General features: G+C 75.6%; 20 protein-coding genes. 8 read left to right on the top strand and 12 right to left on the bottom strand.

Translation table 11 applies throughout. The features are described from left to right. Positions 1-55: 55 nt before the first annotated feature. The 7 genes from ABD343_RS11650 to ABD343_RS11680 all read right to left on the bottom strand — a co-directional run bounded on the left by ABD343_RS11650 (position 56) and on the right by ABD343_RS11680 (position 9,496). Positions 56-1,516 carry an aKG-HExxH-type peptide beta-hydroxylase gene (locus ABD343_RS11650; protein WP_344526924.1) on the bottom strand — a complete coding sequence of 487 codons (1,461 nt, stop codon included), beginning with the start codon at positions 1,514-1,516 and terminating at the stop codon, positions 56-58. 152 nt (positions 1,517-1,668) lie between these two features. Further along, complete coding sequence (locus tag ABD343_RS11655) at positions 1,669-1,887, bottom strand: hypothetical protein (protein ID WP_344526926.1); 219 nt, start codon at positions 1,885-1,887, stop codon at positions 1,669-1,671. A 142-nt stretch (positions 1,888-2,029) separates the two neighbouring features. Next, entirely contained in the window at positions 2,030-5,170 is a 3,141-nt protein-coding gene (locus ABD343_RS11660) for an SAV_2336 N-terminal domain-related protein (RefSeq protein WP_344526927.1), read from the bottom strand. 6 nt (positions 5,171-5,176) lie between these two features. Continuing rightward, complete coding sequence (locus tag ABD343_RS11665) at positions 5,177-6,247, bottom strand: AAA family ATPase (protein ID WP_344526929.1); 1,071 nt, start codon at positions 6,245-6,247, stop codon at positions 5,177-5,179. A gap of 29 nt (positions 6,248-6,276) precedes the next feature. After that, positions 6,277-8,340 carry a VMAP-C domain-containing protein gene (locus tag ABD343_RS11670; RefSeq protein ID WP_344526931.1) on the bottom strand — a complete coding sequence of 688 codons (2,064 nt, stop codon included), beginning with the start codon at positions 8,338-8,340 and terminating at the stop codon, positions 6,277-6,279. Positions 8,341-8,510: 170 nt separating this feature from the next. Continuing rightward, complete coding sequence (locus ABD343_RS11675; RefSeq protein ID WP_344526933.1) at positions 8,511-8,888, bottom strand: CU044_2847 family protein; 378 nt, start codon at positions 8,886-8,888, stop codon at positions 8,511-8,513. A gap of 245 nt (positions 8,889-9,133) precedes the next feature. After that, the gene (locus tag ABD343_RS11680; protein WP_344526935.1) at positions 9,134-9,496 is read right to left on the bottom strand and encodes a nuclear transport factor 2 family protein; all 363 of its coding nucleotides are present in this window, start codon (positions 9,494-9,496) and stop codon (positions 9,134-9,136) included. 147 nt (positions 9,497-9,643) lie between these two features. On the opposite strand from ABD343_RS11680, the gene ABD343_RS11685 reads away from it, so the two are divergent. Then, positions 9,644-10,624, top strand: coding sequence for a LysR family transcriptional regulator (locus ABD343_RS11685; RefSeq protein ID WP_344526937.1), 981 nt, complete (start codon positions 9,644-9,646; stop codon positions 10,622-10,624). On the opposite strand, the gene ABD343_RS11690 is transcribed toward ABD343_RS11685, so the two are convergent. Further along, positions 10,597-11,754 carry a sensor histidine kinase gene (locus tag ABD343_RS11690; protein WP_344526939.1) on the bottom strand — a complete coding sequence of 386 codons (1,158 nt, stop codon included), beginning with the start codon at positions 11,752-11,754 and terminating at the stop codon, positions 10,597-10,599. The genes ABD343_RS11685 and ABD343_RS11690 overlap by 28 nt on opposite strands. A 155-nt stretch (positions 11,755-11,909) precedes the next feature. Here ABD343_RS11690 and ABD343_RS11695 point away from each other — a divergent pair, with 155 nt between their 5' ends. Further along, positions 11,910-12,125 carry a hypothetical protein gene (locus tag ABD343_RS11695; protein ID WP_344526941.1) on the top strand — a complete coding sequence of 72 codons (216 nt, stop codon included), beginning with the start codon at positions 11,910-11,912 and terminating at the stop codon, positions 12,123-12,125. 119 nt (positions 12,126-12,244) lie between these two features. On the opposite strand, the gene ABD343_RS11700 is transcribed toward ABD343_RS11695, so the two are convergent. Beyond that, a complete protein-coding gene (locus ABD343_RS11700) occupies positions 12,245-13,711 on the bottom strand; it encodes an MFS transporter (RefSeq protein WP_425578155.1) in 1,467 nt (488 codons plus the stop codon). A gap of 134 nt (positions 13,712-13,845) precedes the next feature. Between ABD343_RS11700 and ABD343_RS11705 the strand changes: the two genes are divergently transcribed. The 3 genes from ABD343_RS11705 (at position 13,846) to ABD343_RS11715 (ending at position 16,053) form a co-directional block, all read left to right on the top strand. After that, positions 13,846-14,028: a DUF6104 family protein gene (locus ABD343_RS11705; protein ID WP_344526944.1), complete on the top strand. Its 183-nt coding sequence runs from the start codon at positions 13,846-13,848 to the stop codon at positions 14,026-14,028. 143 nt (positions 14,029-14,171) lie between these two features. Beyond that, positions 14,172-15,089, top strand: a complete 918-nt coding sequence (locus ABD343_RS11710) for a DUF4097 family beta strand repeat-containing protein (protein ID WP_425578156.1) — start codon at positions 14,172-14,174, stop codon at positions 15,087-15,089. Between the two features lies 1 nt (position 15,090). Beyond that, entirely contained in the window at positions 15,091-16,053 is a 963-nt protein-coding gene (locus ABD343_RS11715; RefSeq protein ID WP_344526946.1) for a PadR family transcriptional regulator, read from the top strand. A gap of 244 nt (positions 16,054-16,297) precedes the next feature. On the opposite strand, the gene ABD343_RS11720 is transcribed toward ABD343_RS11715, so the two are convergent. Beyond that, positions 16,298-16,894, bottom strand: coding sequence for a helix-turn-helix transcriptional regulator (locus ABD343_RS11720; RefSeq protein ID WP_344526948.1), 597 nt, complete (start codon positions 16,892-16,894; stop codon positions 16,298-16,300). 66 nt (positions 16,895-16,960) lie between these two features. On the opposite strand from ABD343_RS11720, the gene ABD343_RS11725 reads away from it, so the two are divergent. The 3 genes from ABD343_RS11725 to ABD343_RS11735 all read left to right on the top strand — a co-directional run bounded on the left by ABD343_RS11725 (position 16,961) and on the right by ABD343_RS11735 (position 19,150). After that, positions 16,961-17,692, top strand: a complete 732-nt coding sequence (locus ABD343_RS11725; RefSeq protein WP_344526950.1) for an SDR family NAD(P)-dependent oxidoreductase — start codon at positions 16,961-16,963, stop codon at positions 17,690-17,692. Further along, the gene (locus ABD343_RS11730; RefSeq protein WP_344526952.1) at positions 17,689-18,462 is read left to right on the top strand and encodes a leucine-rich repeat domain-containing protein; all 774 of its coding nucleotides are present in this window, start codon (positions 17,689-17,691) and stop codon (positions 18,460-18,462) included. The genes ABD343_RS11725 and ABD343_RS11730 overlap by 4 nt, the downstream gene beginning before the upstream one ends. Before the next feature lie 67 nt (positions 18,463-18,529). Then, positions 18,530-19,150, top strand: coding sequence for a TetR/AcrR family transcriptional regulator (locus ABD343_RS11735; RefSeq protein ID WP_344526954.1), 621 nt, complete (start codon positions 18,530-18,532; stop codon positions 19,148-19,150). Between the two features lie 25 nt (positions 19,151-19,175). Here ABD343_RS11735 and ABD343_RS11740 read toward each other — a convergent pair whose 3' ends face one another. Together ABD343_RS11740 and ABD343_RS11745 are read right to left on the bottom strand one after the other, a co-directional pair. Beyond that, the gene (locus tag ABD343_RS11740) at positions 19,176-20,159 is read right to left on the bottom strand and encodes an isopenicillin N synthase family dioxygenase (RefSeq protein WP_344526956.1); all 984 of its coding nucleotides are present in this window, start codon (positions 20,157-20,159) and stop codon (positions 19,176-19,178) included. A gap of 83 nt (positions 20,160-20,242) precedes the next feature. Beyond that, positions 20,243-21,130 (bottom strand): hypothetical protein, encoded by an 888-nt coding sequence (locus ABD343_RS11745; protein ID WP_344526958.1) that lies wholly within the window; start codon positions 21,128-21,130, stop codon positions 20,243-20,245. Positions 21,131-21,184 lie beyond the last annotated feature (54 nt).

Below are 21,184 nucleotides of genomic sequence, written 5' to 3' on the forward strand. Positions count from 1 at the left end.
TCGGCGTTCTCGTCGACAGCCCCACGCCCTGACCTGCCGACGTGCGACGCGAATGCTATCGAAAGTAACGAATCGGAAGAATGCGGCGTGCGGTCCGGTCCCCCGCTGTTCCGATTCTTCCCAGGTCCGTGTGGTGCTCCCTCATGCCTATCGCGAACTCCTTTCCGGCGGGAGTGAGTTGACCGGATCGCAGCAGGAGACGCAGGGCGTCGGCCACCTGCTCACGGCACTCGTCGCCGCGCACCCGGGCCGCCCTGCGGGCCGCGGGGGCCGCGCCCGGCCGCGCCGCGAGGCGGTGGAAGAGGTCGGCGAGCCCCAGGTGGGCGTAGGTGCCCTGGAGCACGCCCGCCAGCGGGCGGGGGTCGGGACGCCAGCCGACCCGGTGGACGGGCTCGTCGCCGCCCTCGTACAGCGCGACCAGGTCGGTGACGATGGCGAGCTTGCTGTGCTGGATCTCGTGCACCAGCACCTCGGCCAGCCGCAGCGCCGTCGGCGGGCAGGCGGTGAACACCGCCCAGGGCGCGGCCCGCAGCGTGGCGCTGGACGCGCCGCCGGGGCCCGGCTCCAGCGGCACCAACGCGCGTACCAGCGCGGCCACTTCGAGGGCCCGCCCGGGGTCGGCCGAGGCCAGCAGCGTCAGGGCGGCCTGCCAGCGGCGCCGCCAGCGCTCCTCCCCCGCGCCCGGGCGGGGCGCGCGGCGGGGCGGCAGCAGGCTGAAGGGGCCGGAGTCGGGCGCGGGCAGCCGGTAGGGGTCGATGCCGTCGAGCGCGGCGCCGGTGCCGGGCAGCGGGACGAGCCCGGACCAGCCGGGCGGCGCGGCGCGCGGGGCAGCGCGCCGGGAGACAGTACGGCCGTACGGGGCCCGGCCGTACGGGCCGTACGGGGCCCGGCCGCGCGGGCCCCCGCCGTACGGGGTGCCGTTCGGCACCACGGGGGGCGCCGTGCCGTCGGGGGCCGGGCCGCCGCCGTACGCGTACGGAGCCTGGCCCGGGACCGCGTACGGGACCGTGTGCGGGCGGCCGTCCTCCGGGGTCAGGCGGAGGCTGCGCGGCCCCGCGACGAGGCGCACGCGGGGCGCCCGGGTGCGGTAGACGCCGATGCCGGGGAGGGCCAGCACGCCGTCGGGGGTGTCGAGCGTGCCCCGGTATCCGGCGCGGGCACGCAGTGCCGCCGCGGCGGCGACCGCGCCGAAGTGCGCGAGGGTCCGCGGGCCGACCGGCCCCGGCGCCTCCAGCGCGTCGACGAGCCAGACGCCCACCGACGGATAGCCCAGGACCGCGCGCACCGCGGCCGGGTCGCACCGCTCGGCGTCCTCCAGGACGCGCCAGTGCCGCGCGAACTCCGCGCGCTCCCCGGGCGGTGTGTCCCCGGCCTCCGTCCGGCGCTGGAGCGACTTGAGCAGCACCAGGCGGCGGCTGTGCAACCCCGCCGCGAGCAGGGCGCGGTCCTCCCCGCCGAGCCGGGTGGTGGACAGCCGGGCGAGCGCGCCCGGGCCGACCGCGAACGGATTGCGCACGTCTCGCCCCCTCCCCGGGCACAGCCGTCCGCGGCGGACGGCCCGCGCCAATGTGGCCGGATCCGGCGCACGCCGCCGGTCCGTGCCGCCGTGGTCTCGTCTGGTTGGTCTCCTTTGTCTCCGCGGCGCGCACGCGGGCGCCGCCGGAGGTGTCACCGCGTGCCGAAGGACTCCGTTCCGGGCGCGCACTTCCAGGACTCGGCGAACTGACGGGGACGGCTCAGGGCGTGGCGGACGGCAGCGGACACGACGGCGTCGTCCAGGTGGTAAAGGGTGTGCAGGTCAACACCGGTGAGGTCGGGCAGCGGTGGCGCTGCGGGGGACCCGCTGCCGGAGCCTCCGGCGGACGACTCATCGCGCTGGTGCAGCACGCCGTTCTCCTCCCTGCCACCCGTGGGGGCACCTCCCCGGCTCCCGGCCGGAGGATCGTCCGTGGAAGCTCACTTCTTCCCGACGGCACCCATACGGAAACCCGTTCGGTTCCGGGCGCGTGGGGTTCTGGCCGCCCGCCCGTCACGGTCCCGTCAGCCGCGCGTCCGTGGCCCGTACCTCCTCCCCGGGCGGCGAGACCCCCGTGGCGGCCAGCCGCCGCCACTCGTCGCGGGCCGCGCGGAAGTCGGCGCGGGCCGCGCGCTCGCGGCCCATCAGCGCGTAGAGCACGCCCCTGCCGTGCCAGGCGCGGGCGACCGTCAACGAGGGGCCCTCACCGGCGCGTTCGCTCTCGCGGAGGGACTCGGCGTAGGCGGTCTGCGCCTGGTCGAAGTAGACGCCCGGGTTGGGGCCGCGCACCGCGGGGAAGTCGAGGCGCGCGTCGCCGAGCGCCAGCCACGCCTCGGCCCGCGCCTGTGCCGTACGGCCGCCGCGCGCCGCCTGCTCCAGCAGGTGGCAGCCCTCGTACAGGTCCGGCAGGAAGCCCTCGTGCCCGGTCCGCGCGCGCTCGTCGCGGAAGCGCCGTACCAGCGCCTGCCCGATCAGCAGGTGCAGCCGCTGCGTCAGATCGCCGTCGCCGTACGGGGTGCTGGTCAGGGCCTCGCGCAGGATGCCCTCCGCGCGGGTGGTCTCGCCCGCCTCCCGCAGGAGCATCGCGCCCCACTCGGCGAGGAGTTCGCCGCGCCGGGCGCTGTCGCGCGCGGTGAGCCGCTCGGCCTCCGCGTACGCCTCGTCGGCGCGCCGCCAGTCGCCGCCGTCGCGGTGGACGCGGGCGCGCTCGCGGACGCAGCTCAGCCGCAGCGCCCTGCTGTCGCCCGCCGCCGCGTACGCCCGCTCGACCGCGGCGAGCCGCTCCTCGGGCGCCGCGCGGGTGAGGCGCAGCGCGGCGGCGAGGTCGAGGAGCGCGCCGCACAGCCGGCCGTCGGCGGCGGTGTCGGGCCGGGCCGATAGCCGCCCGGTGACGGTCCGCAGCACGTCGGCCGCCTCGGCGGCGCCGCGCTCCGGTTCCGGTCCCGCCTCGGCGAGCGCGAGCAGCACTCTGCCGTGGCGCAGGCCGCGCGCCGTCTCGGCCTCGTCCGGCAGCGGGCCGCCGTGCGGGCCGGGCGCGGCGAGGGCGCGCAGGATCTCCTCGGCGGCGGCGAGGTGGCCGGTGCCGCCGCCCGTGCGCCACAGGTCGTAGCGCACGGCGGCGAGTTCGAGCCGGGCCTCGGCACCGCCGTCGCCGGTCCATGCGGGATCGCCGTGGCCCTCGGAGCCCTCGGAGCCGGGATCGCCGCTGCCGCCGGGCCCGTCCGGGGCGCGGCCCAGCAGCGTCAGGGCCTGGTCCAGCAGCGCGGCGACGCGGTCGGGGCTGCGGCGGGTGCGGGCCGTTCCCGCGGTGGCGCGCAGCACGCGGGCCAGCACGAGCCGCGCGCGGGCGGTGTCGGCGGAGGCCAGCGCGCTCTCGGCGACCGTACGGGCCCGGTCCAGCAGGTGTGCGTCGCCCTGGACGTGCCACTGCTCCAGGAGGCGTTCGGCCTCCTCGGTGCGTTCGGGGGCCGTGCCGGAGGGCAGGTAGAAGCGGACGACCTCGGCGGGGATCTCCGCGAACAGCTCGTCGGCGGCGGTCTCGGAGTCGTCGTCCGCCCCCTGCACGCCGTTCCCGGGCCCGGGTCCGGCGTCCCCGGCCGGGGACTCGGCGTGCGGCTCGGCGCGGCCCGTCAGCCGGGCGACGGCGACCGCCGGGAAGTTGCGGGTGCCCTTGCCGAACCGGTGGGAGACGTACCCGGACAGGTGCTTGAGGACGAGCGCGGCGGCGCCCTGGTCGAGGGACTGGAGGAGGAGTTCGCGGACGCCCGGCAGGTACCGGTAGCGCGGGCCCGCCCCTCCCTCGCGGTCCGGCATCCGCTCCAGCAGCCCGCTCAGCAGCACCTCGGCCATCTCCATGGGGCCCGTGTCGGGCAGCATCGCCTCCTGCACCAGGTGCATGACGGGCATCAGCAGCGGGACGACGGCGAGGTGGACGGCCAGGTCCAGGGCGCCCGGCGAGGCCATGGAGCGGAACTCGGCGAGCAGCGTGCGGGGCGGCACCGTGCCCGGCGCGGCGGCGGGCGGCGGCATGGCGGGGTGGCGGGGCCGCACCCACGCGGCGGCGCCCGGCACGGAGAGCCGCCCGCTGCCGCCCAGCAGCCGCGCCCAGTTGCCGAGCGCGCGCGGCGTGGGCAGCAGCACGGGGACCGGCAGCGCGTCGGGCGCGGCGCCGGGCCCGTACCCGTCGGGCTCGAAGGCGACGCGGCCGCCCGCGCCCCGGTCGCCGACCAGCGTGCCGGGCTCCGCGGGCAGCGCCGTACGGGGCCACAGGCGGGGCGGCAGCGGCTGGACGACGGCGAGCGGCGAGCCGCCCGTCCAGTGGTGCAGCAGCGACTGCGCGCGGCCCTCCTGCCACAGGGGACCCACGCAGTCGCTCAGGACGAGCGTGAGGCGCCGTCCGGTGGTGTCGCGGTACTGGTCGGCGGGGCGCAGCCGGGCGGGCCCGGGGCCGGGGCCCGTGCCGATGAGCGGGGAGCCGTCGCGGGCGCGGTGCAGATAGCGCACCTGGACGTCGCGGAACGCGCCGAGCTGCTCGAAGGTCTGGCGGAGCCGGTCGAGGGTGGGCTGCCACACGGCGGTGGTCGGCGAGGCGTCCATGAGGAGCTGGATCTCGGTGGCGCGCCGGTCCGTCGTCCCGAACACGGGGCGCACGGCGCCGCTGCGGGCGCTGAGGTCGGCGGTGGCCTCCTCGTCGAGCGGCCCGGGCAGGGGCGGCAGCGGCGGGCGGTAGCCGTGCAACGGGCGCAGCGCGAGCTGGAGTTCGCGGAGCCCGGAGAGCGCGCCGGCGGCCGGGGCGCGCACCGGGAACCCGGCACCGGCGGCCCCGTGGTGGCGGCCCGGCGCGTAGAGCGAGACGGGCGCTGCGGGTGCCTCGGCGGGCGGGCGCGCGGCGTGCGGCCCGGGCCCCGGGCCCGGGGTGGGCGGCTGGTCGTGGGACGGCCGCCCCGGCGGGCGGCGCTCAGCGGCGGCCGCCTCGTCGCCGGGGCTGTCCCGTGCGGAGCGCAGCGTCCAGCGCGCGAGCCAGACGGCCTCGGCCACCTCCTCGGCCGAGGGCTCCCAGCCCGCGGCGCGCAGCCGCGCCACCAGCTCGGCGAGGTGTCCCGTCAGGCGCTCCTCCGCGCCGTCGGCGGCGCCTCCTCCGGGGCGGTCTGCCATCGCCCGTCACCTCGGGCGGTCCAGCGGACGCAGCAGCATCTCGGCGAGGCGGTCGCGGGTGACCCGCTCGGCGCCGGAGGCGCGCTGCGTGAGGAACAGGGCGTTGAGCAACTGGTCGGTGGCGACGACCTGTCCCGGCTCGCGCCGCAGGAAGCGCTCGACCAGCTCCTCGCCGTCGGCCAGCGCCTCCTCGCCGAGGTGCGCGGTGACCATCGCGGCGAGCTGTTCGTGTCCGGGCGGCTTGAGTTCGAGCTGGATGCAGCGGCGCAGGAGGGCCGCGGGGAAGTCGCGCTCGCCGTTGGAGGTGAGGACGATGAACGGGAAGACGGTGCACCGCACCCGGCCGCCCCGTACGGGCACGCGGTCGCCGTCGGCGGTGAGCACCTCGGTGACGGGCTCGCGCTCGGCGAGGCGCTCCAGCTCGGGGATGCCGAACTCGCCCTCCTCCAGGACGTTCAGCAGGTCGCTGGGGAGGTCTATGTCGCTCTTGTCCAGCTCGTCGACGAGCAGCACCCGCGGGCGGGGCGCCCGCCCGCCCTCCTCCGGGCCCGCCGGGAGCAGCGCGGTGCCCAGCGGGCCGAGCCGCAAGTAGGAGCCGATGGGCGGGCGCTCGGCGGGCGCGGTCCCGCTCCCTCCCGCGACGGCCCGGTCGAGCTGGACGTCCTGGAGCCTGCCGATCGCGTCGTAGTGGTAGAGCCCGTCCTTGAGCGTCGTACGGCTCACGACGGGCCAGCGGAGCACCCGGCCGAGCCCCAGCTCGTGGGCGACGGCGTGGGCGAGGGTGGACTTGCCGGTGCCGGGGTTGCCCGTGACGAGCAGCGGACGCCGCAGGTAGAGCGCGGCGTTGACCGCCTCGACCTCCTCGGCGCGCGGGTGCAGGTTCTCCACCAGGCGGCGCTGGGCGCCCAGCCTGCGGGCGGCGTCGGCGCTCTCGCTCCCGTCACCGTCCCCGGTCCCGCCCCCGCCGTTCCGCGGGTCGCGGGCCCCGGCGAAGTCCCGCCAGGGCGGCGGGCCCGGCAGTTCGGACACGCCCTCGTGCGGAACGCCCGCGCCCCGGTAGATGCGCCAGTCGCTCATGATCTGCTCCTCATCACGTAGCTGCCTCATCACGTAGATGGCCGATGGATGAGCGGGGGCTCGCGCAGCGGCCCGTCCCTCGGGGGCCGGTGGGGCGGATCGTAGAGCAGGACGATATGCCGTGCCCAGGCCGTTCCGGGGTCGGACGCCTCCTCGTCCGCGTTGCCGTTCCTGAGGGTGCGTATGCGTCCGGGGAGGTGTTCCGCCGCGCGGGCCGCGCTCAGCATCTCGGCGGCGCGCTCGTGGAAGTCGGTGCAGTCCTCGTGCCCGCCGTCGGTGTGGCGCCACAGCGCGACGACGTGACCAGCGGTGAGCGCGGCCGCCATGGCGCGCTGCCCGGGCCCGCCGCCGGCCCGGGAGCAGTAGACGGGCACGGCCCCGGAGGGGACCGCCAGCAGCCGTCCGTACGCGGCCTGTCCACCCTCGGGGGACGGCGCGTCGTGGCCGTGCTCGGGCACCTCGCGGCGCAGCGGTACGGCGTGCAGGGGCCCCTCCGCTACGCCCGCGGCCCGCGCCCGCCACTCGGGCGTCGGCCCCTGGTCCTTGCGCATCCGGTCCCGGACGACGACCAGTCGGCGCTGGCCCAGCGGCAGCGTGTGCGGGTTGAAGGGGTCGACGGGGTCGTACGGGCGGGCGCGCCACTGGTCGACGGGCAGGTCGAACAGCGGGCGGGGCAGCATGAATTCGACGGCGGCCAGGTGCGCGTCCACGTCGCACTGGTCCAGCGCGGCGGACAGCGGCCCGCGTATCGCCTCCTCCAGCCGCTCGCGCGGCACCTCCTCACGGCTCTGCGCGACGGGCGAGAGCGTCTGCTCCTCGCCGCTGCCGTGCTGGAGCAGGACGCGCCAGGCGTGGCCGCCCGTCCCGTAGATGTCCAGGTCGATCTCGACGCGGACGTCGGCGCGGGCGGCGGAGGCGGGGCGGTGGCCGTCCAGGAGGCGGGGGACGAGGGCGCGGATGATGTCGTTCCTGAGCGTGAGGCCCGTGGCCTCGATCCAGGCGCGCAGGTGGGTGAGCGCGTCGGCGCCGTCCGCCGAGCGGGGTCTGCCGGAACGGGTGAGCGCGGCGTGGACCTTCGCCGCGTACAGCACCACGGCCTCCAGGGCGAGGTCGCGGGTCGGCTCGTCCACGGGGGTGCGGCCGTCACGCGGGTCGTAGAGCAGCCCGGCGCCCTCGCGCCAGCTCCGGGGGTCCTGGTCGCGCAGGGTGTAGGGGGACTGGAGGACGAGGTCCCGCGCGTCGTTGACGAGCTGGAGGACCTCGCCCGCTCCGGCCGGGGGCTCCAGCTCGGCGAAGAGCGCGTAGAGCTGGGCGCGGCGCTCGGCGGTGAAGCCGTGCGCGGGCTCCCCCGCGGCGGGGCCGAGGCGGGCGTGGCGGCGGGGCCAACTGTCGCCGGGGCCGTGGTAGCGCCGCAGGTGGTGGCGGTCGTGCGCGGAGAGCACCTCGTGCAGGACGGCGCCGCCCGCCGCGCCCGCGTCGCACAGGGCCCGTAACGCCGTGACGGGCGTGGCGACGGCGGTGCCGGGGCCGCGCCCCTTGCCCTTGCTGACGGCGATGACGGTGCCGCGCCGCACATCGACCACCGGGCCGCCGGAGCAGCCCTCGACGAGCTGGCCGCCGCTGAGGATCACCGGCGAGACGGTGCCGCCGCCCGTGGTGCCGCCGGACGCGGTGCCCGTGCCGGAGAAATAGAGCGCGTCGTCCTTCGCCGGGCCCGGCATCCAGCCGTGCAGCCCGATCTCGGTGGCGCCGGTCGCCGAACGGTCGCTGAGCCAGAGGCAGTCGGGGTCGGTGGCGTCCGGCACGCGGACCAGCGCCAGGTCGGGCATCGGCCAGGGCGAGGGCGGGGCCCCGGGGTCCGCCGGCGCGGGCAGGCCGAACGCCAGCTCGCCGGTGAGGCCCTCGGCCTTGGCGGGGTCCCCGATCGTGATGCCGATGGCCCGCTCCCCCCTCCACACGCCCGCACCGCCCTTGCCGACGACATGGGCACAGGTGAGCACCCACCCGGGGGCGACGAAGAAGCCGCTGCCCCAGAACGCCGGCCCCCGTCCGCTCAGTCGGTCATACCCGCCGCCCGGCGCACCGATGCGCACGACAGCGGGGCTGACGGCGCTCTCAAGGTCAGCGGGGGCGTTCACGGGACACGGGACGCGCACGGGGACACATCGGGCCGCACGGATCCGCCGGACGCGGCACGCCCGGCTCGTCGCCGCCGCACAGACACCCCCATGTACGCCCCCTCTCCGTCACCGGCCCCAGCAGGCTAGTCCTCAGGTGTGACGGGTGGGAGGGGGCGTGCCCCGGGACGCCAGGTCAGGGTCACGGAGACCGAGGCCTTGGTCTCCCCGTCGGCGATCACCGCGGCGAGGGCCCTGCCCGGGCGGACGGCCAGCTCGACGCCGAAGGTCGCGCTCACCTCGTCGGGCCCCGCGGCCCGCGCCGCCTCGACCACGGCCGTGCCGACGCCGCTGATCACCTCGTTGAGCTGCTCGGCCCGCGCGAGGAGCCGGCCCCGGGTGCTCACGTCGTCGAACGCGAACTCGTCCAGGTCCTCGGCCACTTCGTCGTCGTCCAGTACGTGCACGCGCGCCAGCACGGTCTCGCCGCCGGGCAGCGTGATCTCTCGGATCTCCCGTTCCACGAGCGGACACTGTACGGACGCGGGTGACGACGTGGAACACGTGAGGAGCAGAGGAGAGCGGAGGAGTAAAGGGCGCGGGGCGCGGGGAGGACCGCACGCGGAGGACGCGGCTGCCCCGTGACAGCCGCGTCCCCGCTCCCCCGTGCCGTCCGTCCCCCGCGAGCGGACGGCCGTTTCTCCGCCGCGCGGCCCCGGAGCCGCCCCCCGTGCGGCTCCGGCGCCCGCGCGGCGCCGTTTCGGGCCCCTCAGCCGGGCCCCTTGTCCAGGAACCCGTGGATCGCGGTGATCCGCCCGTCCTCCGCGAGGACGGCCACGTCGATCCCGGCGAGCACCGCCTCCCCGTTCTCGGGTCCGAGGACCCAGGGGAAGCGGGCGAGGCCGTGGTGCGCGTCCACCTCGCCGGTGAGGCGCAGGACGGAGCCCGGGTACTGGCCCTGCGTCACCGCGATGACGGTGTCGATCGCGTCCCGCCCCTCGGCCACGGACAGGGGATCGACGTAGAGCGCGTCGTCCGCCCACAGCTCGGCGAGGGACCTGCGGCGTAAGACGGGGTCCTGCTCGTTCCACGTCGCCACATAGCGCTCGACGAGTTCGCGCACGTCGCGCACGTTCCGCTCCTCCCCCTTCCGCCCGTCCGCCGGCCGGCGGAGCCATCGTCTCCGGTTGCGGGGACGCGAACAACGGCCGATCGCGCAAGGTTCGATAATCTTCCGGTTATCGATTGGACGGACCGTCGGACGGACAGGGGGAACACGGTGGAGCTGCGGGACATCGAGATCTTGCTGACCCTGGCCGAGGAGCTGCATTTCGGGCGGACGGCCGAGCGGCTGCACGTCTCGCAGGCGCGCGTGAGCCAGGCCGTCAAGAAGCAGGAGCGCCGCATCGGGGCGCCGCTCTTCGAGCGGTCGAGCAGGCGCGTCGAGCTGACGCCGATCGGCGCCAAGCTGGTCGAGGACCTGCGCCCGGTCTACCAGGGGCTCCAGGACGGCCTGGAGCGCGCGGCGCTCGCCGCGCAGGGGCGCAACGGGGTGCTGCGGCTCGGCATCATGGGCGCCGTCGGACACGAGATCCGCCATACGCTCGCCGCGTTCCGCACCCGCTATCCGGGCTGCGAGCTGCGCATACGCGAGGCCCACATGAGCGATCCCTTCGGCCCGCTGCGCTCGGGCGAGGTCGATGTGCAGGTCACCTGGCTGCCGGTGCGCGAGCCCGATCTGACGGTGGGCCCGATCCTCTTCCGCGAGACCCTGGTCCTCGCCGTGAACGCCGGGCACCCGCTCGCCTCGCGGACCTCCGTGACGTACGAGGACATGGCGGACCACGTCCTCATCGACCTCCCGCCGACCGCGCCCGACTACTGGTTCGACGCCAAGCTCCCCCGCCACGCGCCCTCCGGGCGGCCGATCCGGCGCGGTCCCGTGATCTCCACGCTCCAGGAGCTGCTGGGCGCGGTCTCGACGGGCGAGGCGCTGTCGCCCGCGCACGCCCAGGCCGCGCGGTACTACGCCCGGCCGGACATCGTCTTCCTCCCGATCGACGACGCGCCGCCGACCGAGTGGGTGCTGGTGTGGCGGACGACGGGCGAGACGGGCTTCGTCCAGGCCCTCGCGCATCTCGTGGAGGAGGCCGGAGGGGACGTCCGGAGGCCGGACCTGCCGGACGCCCCGGACGCCCCGGACGCCCCGGGGTCCTCCGGGAGCGGCCCGGCTCAGTCCGGCCAGGGCAGCCAGGCGTAGAGCCGGAAGCCGTCCCCGTCCCAGCCGTGTTCGAGGCGCCCGCCCGCGAGGGAGGCGCGCTCCGCGAGGCCGATCAGCCCCTGTCCGGCGCCGGGGATCCCCGCTCCGGAACCGCCGGAGCCACCGGAACCGCCGGGGCCGCCGCCCGGTCCCGCGGGGTTGCGCAGCTCGACGCTCAGCCCCTCGCCCCGCGCGCCCCGCACGGTGAGCGTCACGGGCGCGTCGGGCGCGTGCTTGCGGACGTTGGTCAGACCCTCCTGCACGACCCGGTAGACGGTGCGGCCCGCGACCGGCGGCGCCGCCTCCGCGTCCGCGACCTCCTCCCGTACGGTCACGCGCAGCCCGCCGTCGCGGGACTCGGCCACCAGGTGCTCCAGGTCGGCGAGGACGGGCTGCGGCCGGTCGGTCTCCTCCGGCGAGCGCAGCACGCCGATGATCTCCCGCAGGTCCTCCAGCGCCTGGTGCGCGCTCTCCCGGATCACCCCGGCGGTCCGCCGCACCTGTACGGGGTCGCCGGACGGGTTGAACTCCAGGGCGCCCGCGTGGACGCTCAGCAGCGACAGCCGGTGCGCGAGCACGTCGTGCATCTCGCGCGCGATGTCCTCGCGCGCCTCCCGCCGCGCCTCGGCGGCGGCACGCTCGGCGCGCTCACTGCTCGCGGTGCGCCGCGCGCGGACGTACAGGCCCCAGCCGATCGCGCAGGCGAGCAGCGTGAAGTAGGTGAGCGCCGACTCGGTCCTGGGGTCGCCCGACTCCGGGCCGTCCGCGAGGAAGAGCAGCACGGGCGCGAGCGCCATCACGGCCAGCCACTTCGCGACGCGCGGCCCCCGGCGCGAGACGGCGGTGAAGAGCGCGACGAGGCAGGCGCCGGTGAAGAAGTGCCCGACGGGCCCGAGGACGAGCAGCACCACGGCGAGCTGCACGGGCCAGCGGCGCCGCAGGAAGAGCGCCGCGCAGGCACCGGCGCCCGCGACCTGCTCCAGCAGCAGCGCCCGCTCCGACAGCTCGGCCCCGATCACGACCCGGTCGGAGGTGAGCACCAGGAAGCAGGCGGCGAAGAGGAAGGCGCCGATGTCGGCGGCCCACTCCCGTCGCGTCCGGCGGTCCCGTCCCTCTCCCGTGCTGCGCATACGGCGAATCTACGTGCGCGCCGCGCCGCCCGGGCGCCCGCGTGCCGCCCGTAGACCTTGGGAGGACACGGCGGCGCCGGATCCGGGACTTTGGTCGCACGCCGCGCTCCCTCCGCCCGATGCCGCGCGGCGCCGCCGGTCAGCAGGGTGGAGCCATGAAGAATCTGCTCGGCTTCGTCTGCTTCGTCCTGCTGGCCCAGGGCCTCGGAGGGCTCCTGCACGAGTTCACCGACGGCTGGTGGACCCCGTGGACGGTGGTCCACAGGATCGGTTTCCTGCACGGCTACGAGGTCTACGTCTGCGTCCTGCTCGTCGTGCTCGGCCTCGCGGTGGGCGCCGCGAGCGACGCGGTGGGGAAGAAGCGGACGTAGCGGGGACGTAAGGGCCGTGGCGGGGACGCAGCCCGGACGGAGCCCGGACGGAGCGCGGCGACGCGGTCGGCCCCGCCGACCCCGTCGCCCCGCCTGCCCCGTCAGCCCTGTCCGCCCCGTCAGGCCGCCGTCCGTGCGGGCCTGGGCAGCAGTGCGACGAGGAGCATCGCCCCCGCGGTGATCGCCGCCGCGGCGAGGAACGCCGCTGCGTACCCGTCGGCCGCCGCGCCCTTCCCCGTCCCGCCGCCCGCCGCGTGCGCGGAGACCGCGCCCAGGATCGTCAGGCCGAGGGCGCTGCCGATCTGGCGGGAGGTGTTGACGAGCCCGGCGACGACTCCGGCCTCCTCGGGCGCCGTGCCGGTGGTCGCGGCGTCCGTCATCGGCGTCATCAGCAGCCCGAAGCCGCCCGCCATCGCCACGGCCGGGCCCAGGACCGTGCCGAGGAACGTGCCGTCCGCGTCGAGCACCAGCCCCTGCCACGCGAAGCCCGCGGCCGCCGTCAGACCGCCGACGGCGATCATCGTGCGGCTGCCGAACCGGGCCATCAGCCGCGGCGCGGCCTTCGAGCCCGCGATGATCGCGAGGGTGTGCGGCAGGAACGAGAGCCCGGCGCGTACGGCGCTGTAGCCGAGGACGTTCTGCATGTAGAGCGAGAGGAAGTACCACATCGCGAAGCCGCCGACCATGCTGACGAGCGTCACCAGGTTTCCCGCCGTGACGCTGCGGAGCCTGAACAGGCCGAGCGGCACGAGCGGTTCGGCGCTGCGCTTCTCCACCGCCACGAACGCGGCCAGCGCCAGCAGCCCGCCCGCGAGCGGCAGCAGCGTCCCCGGCGCGTCCCAGGCGTGCGACTCCGTCTGGCCGATCCCGTACGCGAGGGCCGCGACGCCGCCCGTCACCAGCGCGGCGCCCGGCAGGTCGAGCCCGCGGCGGGCGGTGCGCTCGTGCCGTTCGCGCAGCCCCACGGCCACGACGGCGATCACCACGGCGCCGACCGGCACGTTGACGAGCAGCACCCAGCGCCAGGAGAGCAGGTCGGTCAGCAGACCGCCGACGAGGCCGCCCGCTGCGCCGCCCGCCGTGCCGACCGCCGCCCAGGTCGCGATGGCCCGGGTCCGCGCGGGGCCCTCGGGGAAGGTGGAGGTCAGCAGCGAGAGCGTGACGGGGGCCAGCACCGCGGCGCCGACGCCCTGGACGGCCCGCGCCGCGATCAGGGTCCCGGCCCCCTGCGCGAGCCCGCCCGCGAGGCTGGCGGCGGTGAACAGGCCGAGGCCCGTCAGGTACACGGGCTTGCGCCCGAAGAGGTCGGCCGCGCGCCCGCCGAGCAGCAGGAAGCCCGCGAACGTCAACGCGTAGGCGTTCACGACCCATTGGAGCGAGGAGGCGCCGAGGCCGAGGCCGTCGCGGATGCCGGGCAGCGCGACGTTCACCACGGACACGTCCAGCACCACCAGGAACTGGCCGATGCTGGAGGCGAGGACGACGGCCCAGGCGCGTGGCGCGGCCGTTCGCGCGCCGGGCGCTTCCGGGCCGCCGCCCGCCGTGTCCTCCGCGGGGGAGGCAGTTGAGGAAGACATGACCGTCATCCTGGCGAGGGGACGGTCCCGGGCACATCGGGACAACGGCCGAGCGGGGTCCGAACCTGGACCTAGGTCGAAGTCCGCACCCCCGCGCCCGCATACCCTGGTGCGGAACCCGTTTTCCCGACCAGGAGCCAGCCGTGTACTTCACCGACCGTGGCATCGAGGAGCTCGCCAAGAGGCGTGGCGAGGAGGAGGTCAGCTTCGAGTGGCTGGCCGAGCAGCTACGGACGTTCGTCGACCTCAACCCGGACTTCGAGGTCCCGGTCGAGCGCCTGGCGACGTGGCTGGCCCGGCTGGACGACGAGGAGGACGACGACTGAGCCGGGGCTCCCCGGCGCCGCGGGGGCCCGCGCCGTAGCGGCCTTGCCACGACGCGATACGCGACATATCGTGTCTCCCCAGAGACGCGATATGTCGTCGTGTCCTGCCGTCGTCGTCCATGCCTACGCCTGGGGAGGCCGCCGTGCCCGCCGAACACTCGTGGCAGATCTCCGAGCCGCAGAAGATCGAGTTCACCGAGCCCGTCACGGAGCTGCACGTCCGCGCCGTCAACGGGACGGTGAACGTCGTGGGGACCGACGACCCCGCCACCCGGCTGGAGATCGGCGCCGTCGAGGGCCCGCCGCTCCTCGTCACCCGCGAGGGCGGCAAGCTCGTCGTCGCGTACGAGGACCTGCCGTGGAAGGGCTTCCTCAAGTGGCTGGACCGCAAGGGCTGGCGGCGCACGGTCGAGGTCTCGGTCTCCGTCCCGGCACAGGCGTCGCTCACCGTGGGCGTGGTCGGCGCCAGCGCGGTCGTCTCCGGGATGCGCGGGCGTACGGACGTGCGCGGCGTCTCCGGCGACTCGACCCTCGTCGGGCTCACGGGCCCCGTGCACGCCGAGACCGTCTCCGGCGCCGTCGAGGCCCAGCGGCTGACGGGCCCGCTCCGCTTCAACTCCGTCTCCGGAGACCTCACCTTCATCGACGGGGGCTCGCACGTGCGCGCCGACACGGTCAGCGGCTCCGTCGTGCTGGACGTCGGCCCGGAGGCGCCCCGCGAGACGGACATCAAGCTGACGACGGTCTCCGGCGAGGTCGCCATCCGGCTGCCGGAGGACGCGGACGCCGCCGTGGAGGCGCGCACCACCAGCGGCGGGCTCTCCAGCGCCTTCCCCGGGCTGCGCACCGACGGCCAGTGGGGCGTGCGCCAGGCGCACGGCACGCTCGGCGCCGGGCGCGGGAGACTGCGCGCCGAGACCGTCTCGGGCGGCCTCGCACTGCTGAAGCGCCCGAAGGAGGAACCGCCCGGCCCCGATGTGCGGCCGAGCGGTGCGGAGGGTGATACTCCGGATGCCCCCGCGGCCCCCTCCCCGGCCCCCTCCGCCCCGAAGGACCTGTGACATGGCTCCCGTCTTCGCCCACGGCCGTCTCCGCCTCTACCTGCTGATGCTGCTGGACGAGGCACCCCGCCACGGGTACGAGGTGATCCGGCTGCTGGAAGAGCGCTTCCAGGGGCTGTACGCGCCCTCGGCCGGGACCGTCTACCCGCGGCTGGCCAAGCTGGAGGCCGAGGGCCTCGTCAGCCACACCACCGAGGGCGGCCGGAAGGTCTACGCGATCACGGACGCGGGCCGCGCCGAACTCGCCGGCCGCCAGGCCGAACTGGCCGAGCTGGAGATCGAGATCCGCGAGTCCCTCTCCGCGCTCGCCGCCGACCTCCGCGAGGACGTCAGTGGCTCCGCCGACGACCTGCGCCGCGAGATGCGCGAACAGGCCCGCAGCGCGCGCGGCGCCTCGGCCTCCGGCTCCGGCTCCGGCTCCGGGGAGGAGGCCGTCTCCGGCGACCGGGAGTCGTGGCGGATGGCGAAGGAGGAGATGCGGCGGGCCAAGGACGAGTGGAAGGAACAGGCCCGCAAGGCCAAGCAGGAGGCCCAGCAGGCCCGCCTCCGCGCCCGCAAGGAGCGCGAGGCGCACACCGAGGCGGTGGAGGAGGTGCAGCGCATCGCGCGGCAGGTGCAGGACCAGATCCAGTCGCACATGCGCACCGGCGACTGGCAGGGCGCGGTCCGCGAGGGCATGTCCGAGCTGTCCCGCGAGATGAGCAACCTGGGCCGGATCGCCGGCAACGCGACGGGCTGGCCGGCGTACACGCGCCCGGCGCAGGAGGAGCCCGACGAGGCGGAGGCCGCCGAGGAGTCCTCGGGCGACCCCGCCCGCGATCTGGAGCGGATGCTCGACCGCTTCCGCGACGACGTCCGCGATACGGCCCGCGACAACGGGGTCACGGAGCCGCAGCTCCGTGAGGTCCGCCGCCACCTCTCCGCGGCCGCCGCCCACATCGCCGCAACCCTCCGCCAACACTGACCCCAAAGGGCCGCACCACACTTCAGACGGGGCGCCGTACCCAATACGTCGGGGCTTGCCCGTTAAGGGGCGCGGGCCTGTGTTTGATTTGCGGCTCCGCCGCGCGGGCGCGCCCGGTCACGACACGTCGGGGCTTGCCCGTTAAGGGGCGCGGGGAACTGCGCGCCCAGCCCAGACGCGGGCGCGCCCCGCGAAGCACAGACGGGGCAACCCGGGCGCGGAGCGGAGAAGCGGGCCTCCCCCGTCAGGGGGTGAGGTTCTGTAGGTCGGCGAGCATGCGGGCGGCCAGGTCGCGCTCGGCCGCGTAATAGCGCTCGGCCCAGCGCAGAACCAGCTCGGGGTACGCCCAGGACGGATCGTCCCGAGCCGCCTCGGCATCGGCACCGGCACGGTCCCGCATCTTCTCCGCGTACGCCTGGTGCTCGCGCAGCACGTCCGCCGCGCGCCCCGGCTCCAGGAGATGGCCGAGCCAGAGCCGCAGCATCACCCCGTGCTTGAGGACGGGCGGTTCGACGGGTGCGCCCCGGGCCCATTCCCGTACGGCCGCACGCCCCGCGTCGGTGATCGCGTAGATCCGCTTGTCGCGGTTGCCGGTCGTCTGCGGGACGGTGCGCGAGGTGACGTACCCGGCGCCCTCCAGCCGTTTCAGCTCGCTGTAGATCTGGCTGAAGGACGGCGACCAGTAGAAGAAGCCGAGCGACTTGTCGGCCCATTTCTTCAGGTCGTAGCCGGACAGCTCCCGCTCGAAGGAGAGCAGTCCGAGCACGGCCCAGCTCGTCGGCGGCAACGGCCGCCCCGTCCCGAGGTCTTCGGCGTCCTCCGCCCCACGCTTTCCTGCCACGCCGCGACTCTACGCCGTGGCCCCGCCGCCCTTCCTCCCTCCGAGTATTCCTGTTAGGAACAGCGCATGGAGTTCGATCTCTCGGGCCGGGTCGTCGTCGTCACGGGCGCGGCGGGCGGCCAGGGCGCCGCGCACGCCCGTACGCTCGCCGCCGCCGGTGCCGCGCTCGTCCTCACGGACCTGGACGAGGAGGGCGGGGCTGCGGTCGCCCGCGCGCGGGAACAGGACGGCGCCGAGGCCGTGTTCGTGCCGCACGACGTGTCCTCCGCTCGGGACTGGGCCCGCGTCGCGGACGAGGCCCGGGCGCGCTTCGGGCGGATCGACGTCCTGGTCAACAACGCCGGGCTGTGGCGCACGGCGCCCGTCGGCGAGCAGACGGAGGAGGGCTTCCGGGCCCTGCTGGACGTCAACCTCCTCGGCCCGTTCCTCGGCATCCGGGCCGTGCTGCCCGCCCTGCGCGAGGCGGGCGGCGGCTCGGTCGTCAACGTCTCCTCGACGGCCGGGCTCACCGGCATCCCGGGCCACAGCGCGTACGGCGCGACGAAGTTCGGGCTGCGCGGGCTGACCAGGTCGGCGGCGCTCGACCTCGCGCCGGAGGGGATACGCGTCAACTCCGTCCACCCCGGAGCGATCGACACCCCGATGATCGCGGACGTGCAGGGCGCGGGCGCACGCGTGCCGCTGGGCCGCGTGGGCGCGCCGCGCGACGTGACGGGGCTGGTCCTCTTCCTCGCCTCGGACGCGTCGGGCTATGTGACGGGGGCCGAATTCGTGGTGGACGGGGGTTCGACGGCATGACGGGGACCCACGAGGAAGCGGAGGACACCACGGACCCCGCCGTACTCGATCTGTGGCGGCACGGCCTCGGCACGCTCCCCGACTCCCTCTGGGAACGCACGGAGCTGCGCGTGCTCATCGCCGCGGACAACGGGCTGACGCGGGTGCCGCCCGCGCTCGGGCGGCTCACCCGCCTCCGTACGCTCGATCTCGGCCACAACCTCCTCACCGAGGTCCCCGAGGAGCTGACGCGGCTGCCGCTGACCGACTGCCTCTATCTGCACGCCAACCGGCTCGTCTCGCTCCCCGCCTCCCTGGGCCGCCTCACCGCGCTGCGCTACCTCAACGTCGGCGAGAACCGGCTCGACCACCTCCCCGACGGGCCCGACGGCATCGGCGGGATGGTCTCGCTCGTCGAGCTGCGCGCCGGGCACAACCGCCTCACCGCCCTCCCGGACGCCCTCGGCGACCTGCGCTCCCTGCGCGAGCTGTGGCTGCGCGGCAACGCGCTCACCGCGCTGCCCGCGGGCGTCTCCGCGCTGACGGAGCTGCGCCACGCCGAACTCCGCGAGAACGCCCTGGAGGAGGTCCCGGCGCCGTTGGAGGCCCTCCCGTTCCTCCGGCACCTGGACCTGCGCGCCAACCGCCTGCGCACGCTGCCCCGTTGGCTCGCGGCGCTCCCCTCCCTCGAAAAGCTCGACCTGCGCTGGAACCCCCTGGCGGCGGACCCCGTCACCCGGTCCACCCTGCGCGCGCTCCGCGCGAACGGCTGCTTCGTCCTCACTCCCTAACAATTGTTTGGTAGGTTGGCGTTCCGCCCGTGAGCCCGCCGGGAGGGGACTGGCCGAGAATGGACGCATGGGAAGCACGGGAAGCACAGTGACGCCGAAGAGGACCGCCGCGCCGACCGGCCGCAGGGCGGAGCTGCTCGCGACCGCCGCGGAGGTCTTCGCCGAGCAGGGCTACAGCGCGACGACGGTCCGCACCATCGCCGACCGCGCGGGCATGCTCGCCGGGAGCCTCTACTACCACTTCGACTCCAAGGAGTCGATGGCGGACGAGATCCTGAGCGGCTTCCTCCACGACCTGTGGGACGGGTACGAGCGGATCGAGACGGCCGGACTGGCGCCCCGCGCGACGTTCGAGCGCCTGGTCGCCGAGTCGTTCGCGCAGATGGAGCGGCACCGCCCGGCGGTCGTCATCTACCAGAAGGAGGCCCGCGGCCTGGCCTCCCTGCCCCGTTTCGGCTATCTGGCCGAGTCCCAGCGGAGGTTCCGCGAGCTGTGGACCGCGACCCTGGAGCGCGGCGTCGCCGACGGCAGCTTCCGGCCCGGCCTGGACGTCCCGCTCGCCTACCGCTTCGTCCGGGACACCGTGTGGGTGGCGGCCGTCTGGTTCCGCCCGGACGGCAGGAAGAGCACGGCGGAGGTCGCCGGGCAGTACGCCTCGATGGTCCTGGACGGCATCTCGGCGCCCTAGCCCCAGCCCCAGGCAAGGCAAGGCCTCAGGAGTAGGTCGCGGCCATCTTCGCCCGGAACCACTCCCCCGGCGTCGTCCCCGTCACGCGGTCACGGTCACCCGATTTCCGGAAGCGCGGCAGCGGTTCGATACGGGTGTCGTGATTGGGCAGGAAGAAGAACGGGAGAGAGAGGCGGGAATCCGTGGTGCCCTCCGCCGGATTGCGCACGCGGTGCACGGTGGAGACCCAGTGCCCGTTCGTCCAGAACGCCATCAGATCCCCGATGTTGATGACGAATCCGCCCGGCACGTGGGGGACGTCGTGCCATTCTCCGTCCCGCCGCACCTGAAGTCCGCCGACCGCGTCCCGCAGCAGAATCGTGAGGCTCCCCCAGTCGCTGTGCGCGCCCATGCGCATCTGGCCGGGCAGTGGCGGTCCCGACGGGGGGAAGTAGTGGTTGGCGACCAGCGTGGAGACGTGCCGGTCCACCTTGTCGTCGAAGAACTCCTCGTCCAGGCCGAGCGCAAGCGCGAAGAGCCGCATCAGGTCGCCGCCGAGCCCGCCCATCGCCCGCATGTACGCGGTCCAGACGTCCCGGAACCCGGCGGGCTCCTCCGGCCAGTCGTTGGCCCGGGTCCAGGGCGCGTCGGCGCCGCCGCACCGCGCCCGGCGTTCCGGCGCGAGGTCGCCGAGGACGTTCGCCGTGTAGATCTCGCACAGGTCCGGGGGCGCGTCCCCGCCCGCGCCGCGCGCCACGCTCCCCTCCGCGTACCGCAGTCCGCCCTTCCCCGGACCGCAGAGCACCTTCTCCTTCCGCGGCGCGGGAAGGCGGAAGAATTCCCGTGTGACCGCGTCCATACGGCCGGTCAATTCCGCCGGTATTCCGTGTCCGACGACGGTGAAGAATCCGGAACTCTCGCACGCGCGCCCGATCTCCCGCGCGACGGAGGTCCGGCCGCGCCGCCCGCCGCTTCCGTTCCTCGCCGCCGAGAGATCGACGACCGGCACGAATTCGCTGTCTTTTCCCATGAGTTCGAGTATTCCGTTGAAGCGGCCCCGGAGACCCGGCGCCGCCTCCCGCCCGGCACGCGGCCACGGGCCCGGCCGAAGCCTCAACCCCGCGCTTGAGCGTCCGGCAGGTCCGCCGCCTCGTCGAAGCGGTCGTGCGGGGAGACGGCGACCGCCTCGGGCCCCTCGCCCGCGAGGAGGGCGGCGGCCAGGGACGCCGAGCAGGCCACGTACGTGGAGTCGAGGTCGATGTCGGTCGCGACGACCCACGCGCGGTCCTCCGGCCACCACAGATGGGGGCCGTCGCGGAACTCGTTCGCGTACGGGCGGCCGAGGCCGATGCTCACCTGGCGTGCGGCTCCGACGGGGCCCGTGAACAGCACATGGTCGCGGTGCGGCAGCGCGAGCCGCGGCACCGCCGAGACGTCCAGGCCCGGCGGGGGCAGCGCGGCGGCCCGGGCGGCGCGGAGTTCCCGCGCGCTCGCCGGCCCGTCCGCGTACACGGAGACGGCGAACGACGACCGCCGCTCCCGCTCGTCCCCGAGATAGCCGAAACCGTCCCACAGCGCGAAGACGCAGGCGTCCGGCGTCCCGGTGTGCGCGGCGAGCACCGGCACGAGCGCGCCGAGCTGGCCGTCCGGCAGCACGCCGCCGTACGGCTCGTCGTCCTCGTCCCAGGGCCGCGGCCCCTCGGGCACATGTCCGGGCAGTGGGCGCGAGACCCGCGCCCACTGCGCGGTGGCGTCCAGCGTGCGGCCCGTCCACGCCGCGACCGCGCCCCAGGCCAGCTCGCGGTCCCCGTCGAGCTGCACGGAGTGCGGCAGCCGTACGTACGCCGCGTACCCGGGCGGTACGAGCGAACCCGCCACCGTCCCGCCGAAGTCGGTGACCGCCCGGCGCAGCCAGCCGCCGAGCCGGTCGCGCGCGGAGGCGTCGCGCACCGGCGACAGGTCGGGTGCGCCGGGCGCGGTACGGGAGGAACGGCCTCGCATACGCGGCAGTATCCGCGCGCCCCCTCCCCCGCCGCACCCGGATATCCCGCGTAC

The organism is Streptomyces albiaxialis, assembly GCF_039530985.1.
GTDB classification, from domain to species: domain Bacteria; phylum Actinomycetota; class Actinomycetes; order Streptomycetales; family Streptomycetaceae; genus Streptomyces; species Streptomyces albiaxialis.

Excerpts from the sequence above, each read along its gene's own strand:
- ABD343_RS11660 (WP_344526927.1), bottom strand. The coding sequence starts at position 5,170 with ATGGCAGACCGCCCCGGAGGAGGCGCCGCCGACGGCGCGGAGGAGCGC.
- ABD343_RS11665 (WP_344526929.1), bottom strand. The coding sequence starts at position 6,247 with ATGAGCGACTGGCGCATCTACCGGGGCGCGGGCGTTCCGCACGAGGGC.
- ABD343_RS11690 (WP_344526939.1), bottom strand. The coding sequence starts at position 11,754 with ATGCGCAGCACGGGAGAGGGACGGGACCGCCGGACGCGACGGGAGTGG.
- ABD343_RS11695 (WP_344526941.1), top strand. The coding sequence starts at position 11,910 with ATGAAGAATCTGCTCGGCTTCGTCTGCTTCGTCCTGCTGGCCCAGGGC.
- ABD343_RS11700 (WP_425578155.1), bottom strand. The coding sequence starts at position 13,711 with ATGACGGTCATGTCTTCCTCAACTGCCTCCCCCGCGGAGGACACGGCG.
- ABD343_RS11715 (WP_344526946.1), top strand. The coding sequence starts at position 15,091 with ATGGCTCCCGTCTTCGCCCACGGCCGTCTCCGCCTCTACCTGCTGATG.
- ABD343_RS11725 (WP_344526950.1), top strand. The coding sequence starts at position 16,961 with ATGGAGTTCGATCTCTCGGGCCGGGTCGTCGTCGTCACGGGCGCGGCG.
- ABD343_RS11730 (WP_344526952.1), top strand. The coding sequence starts at position 17,689 with ATGACGGGGACCCACGAGGAAGCGGAGGACACCACGGACCCCGCCGTA.
- ABD343_RS11735 (WP_344526954.1), top strand. The coding sequence starts at position 18,530 with ATGGGAAGCACGGGAAGCACAGTGACGCCGAAGAGGACCGCCGCGCCG.
- ABD343_RS11740 (WP_344526956.1), bottom strand. The coding sequence starts at position 20,159 with ATGGGAAAAGACAGCGAATTCGTGCCGGTCGTCGATCTCTCGGCGGCG.
- ABD343_RS11745 (WP_344526958.1), bottom strand. The coding sequence starts at position 21,130 with ATGCGAGGCCGTTCCTCCCGTACCGCGCCCGGCGCACCCGACCTGTCG.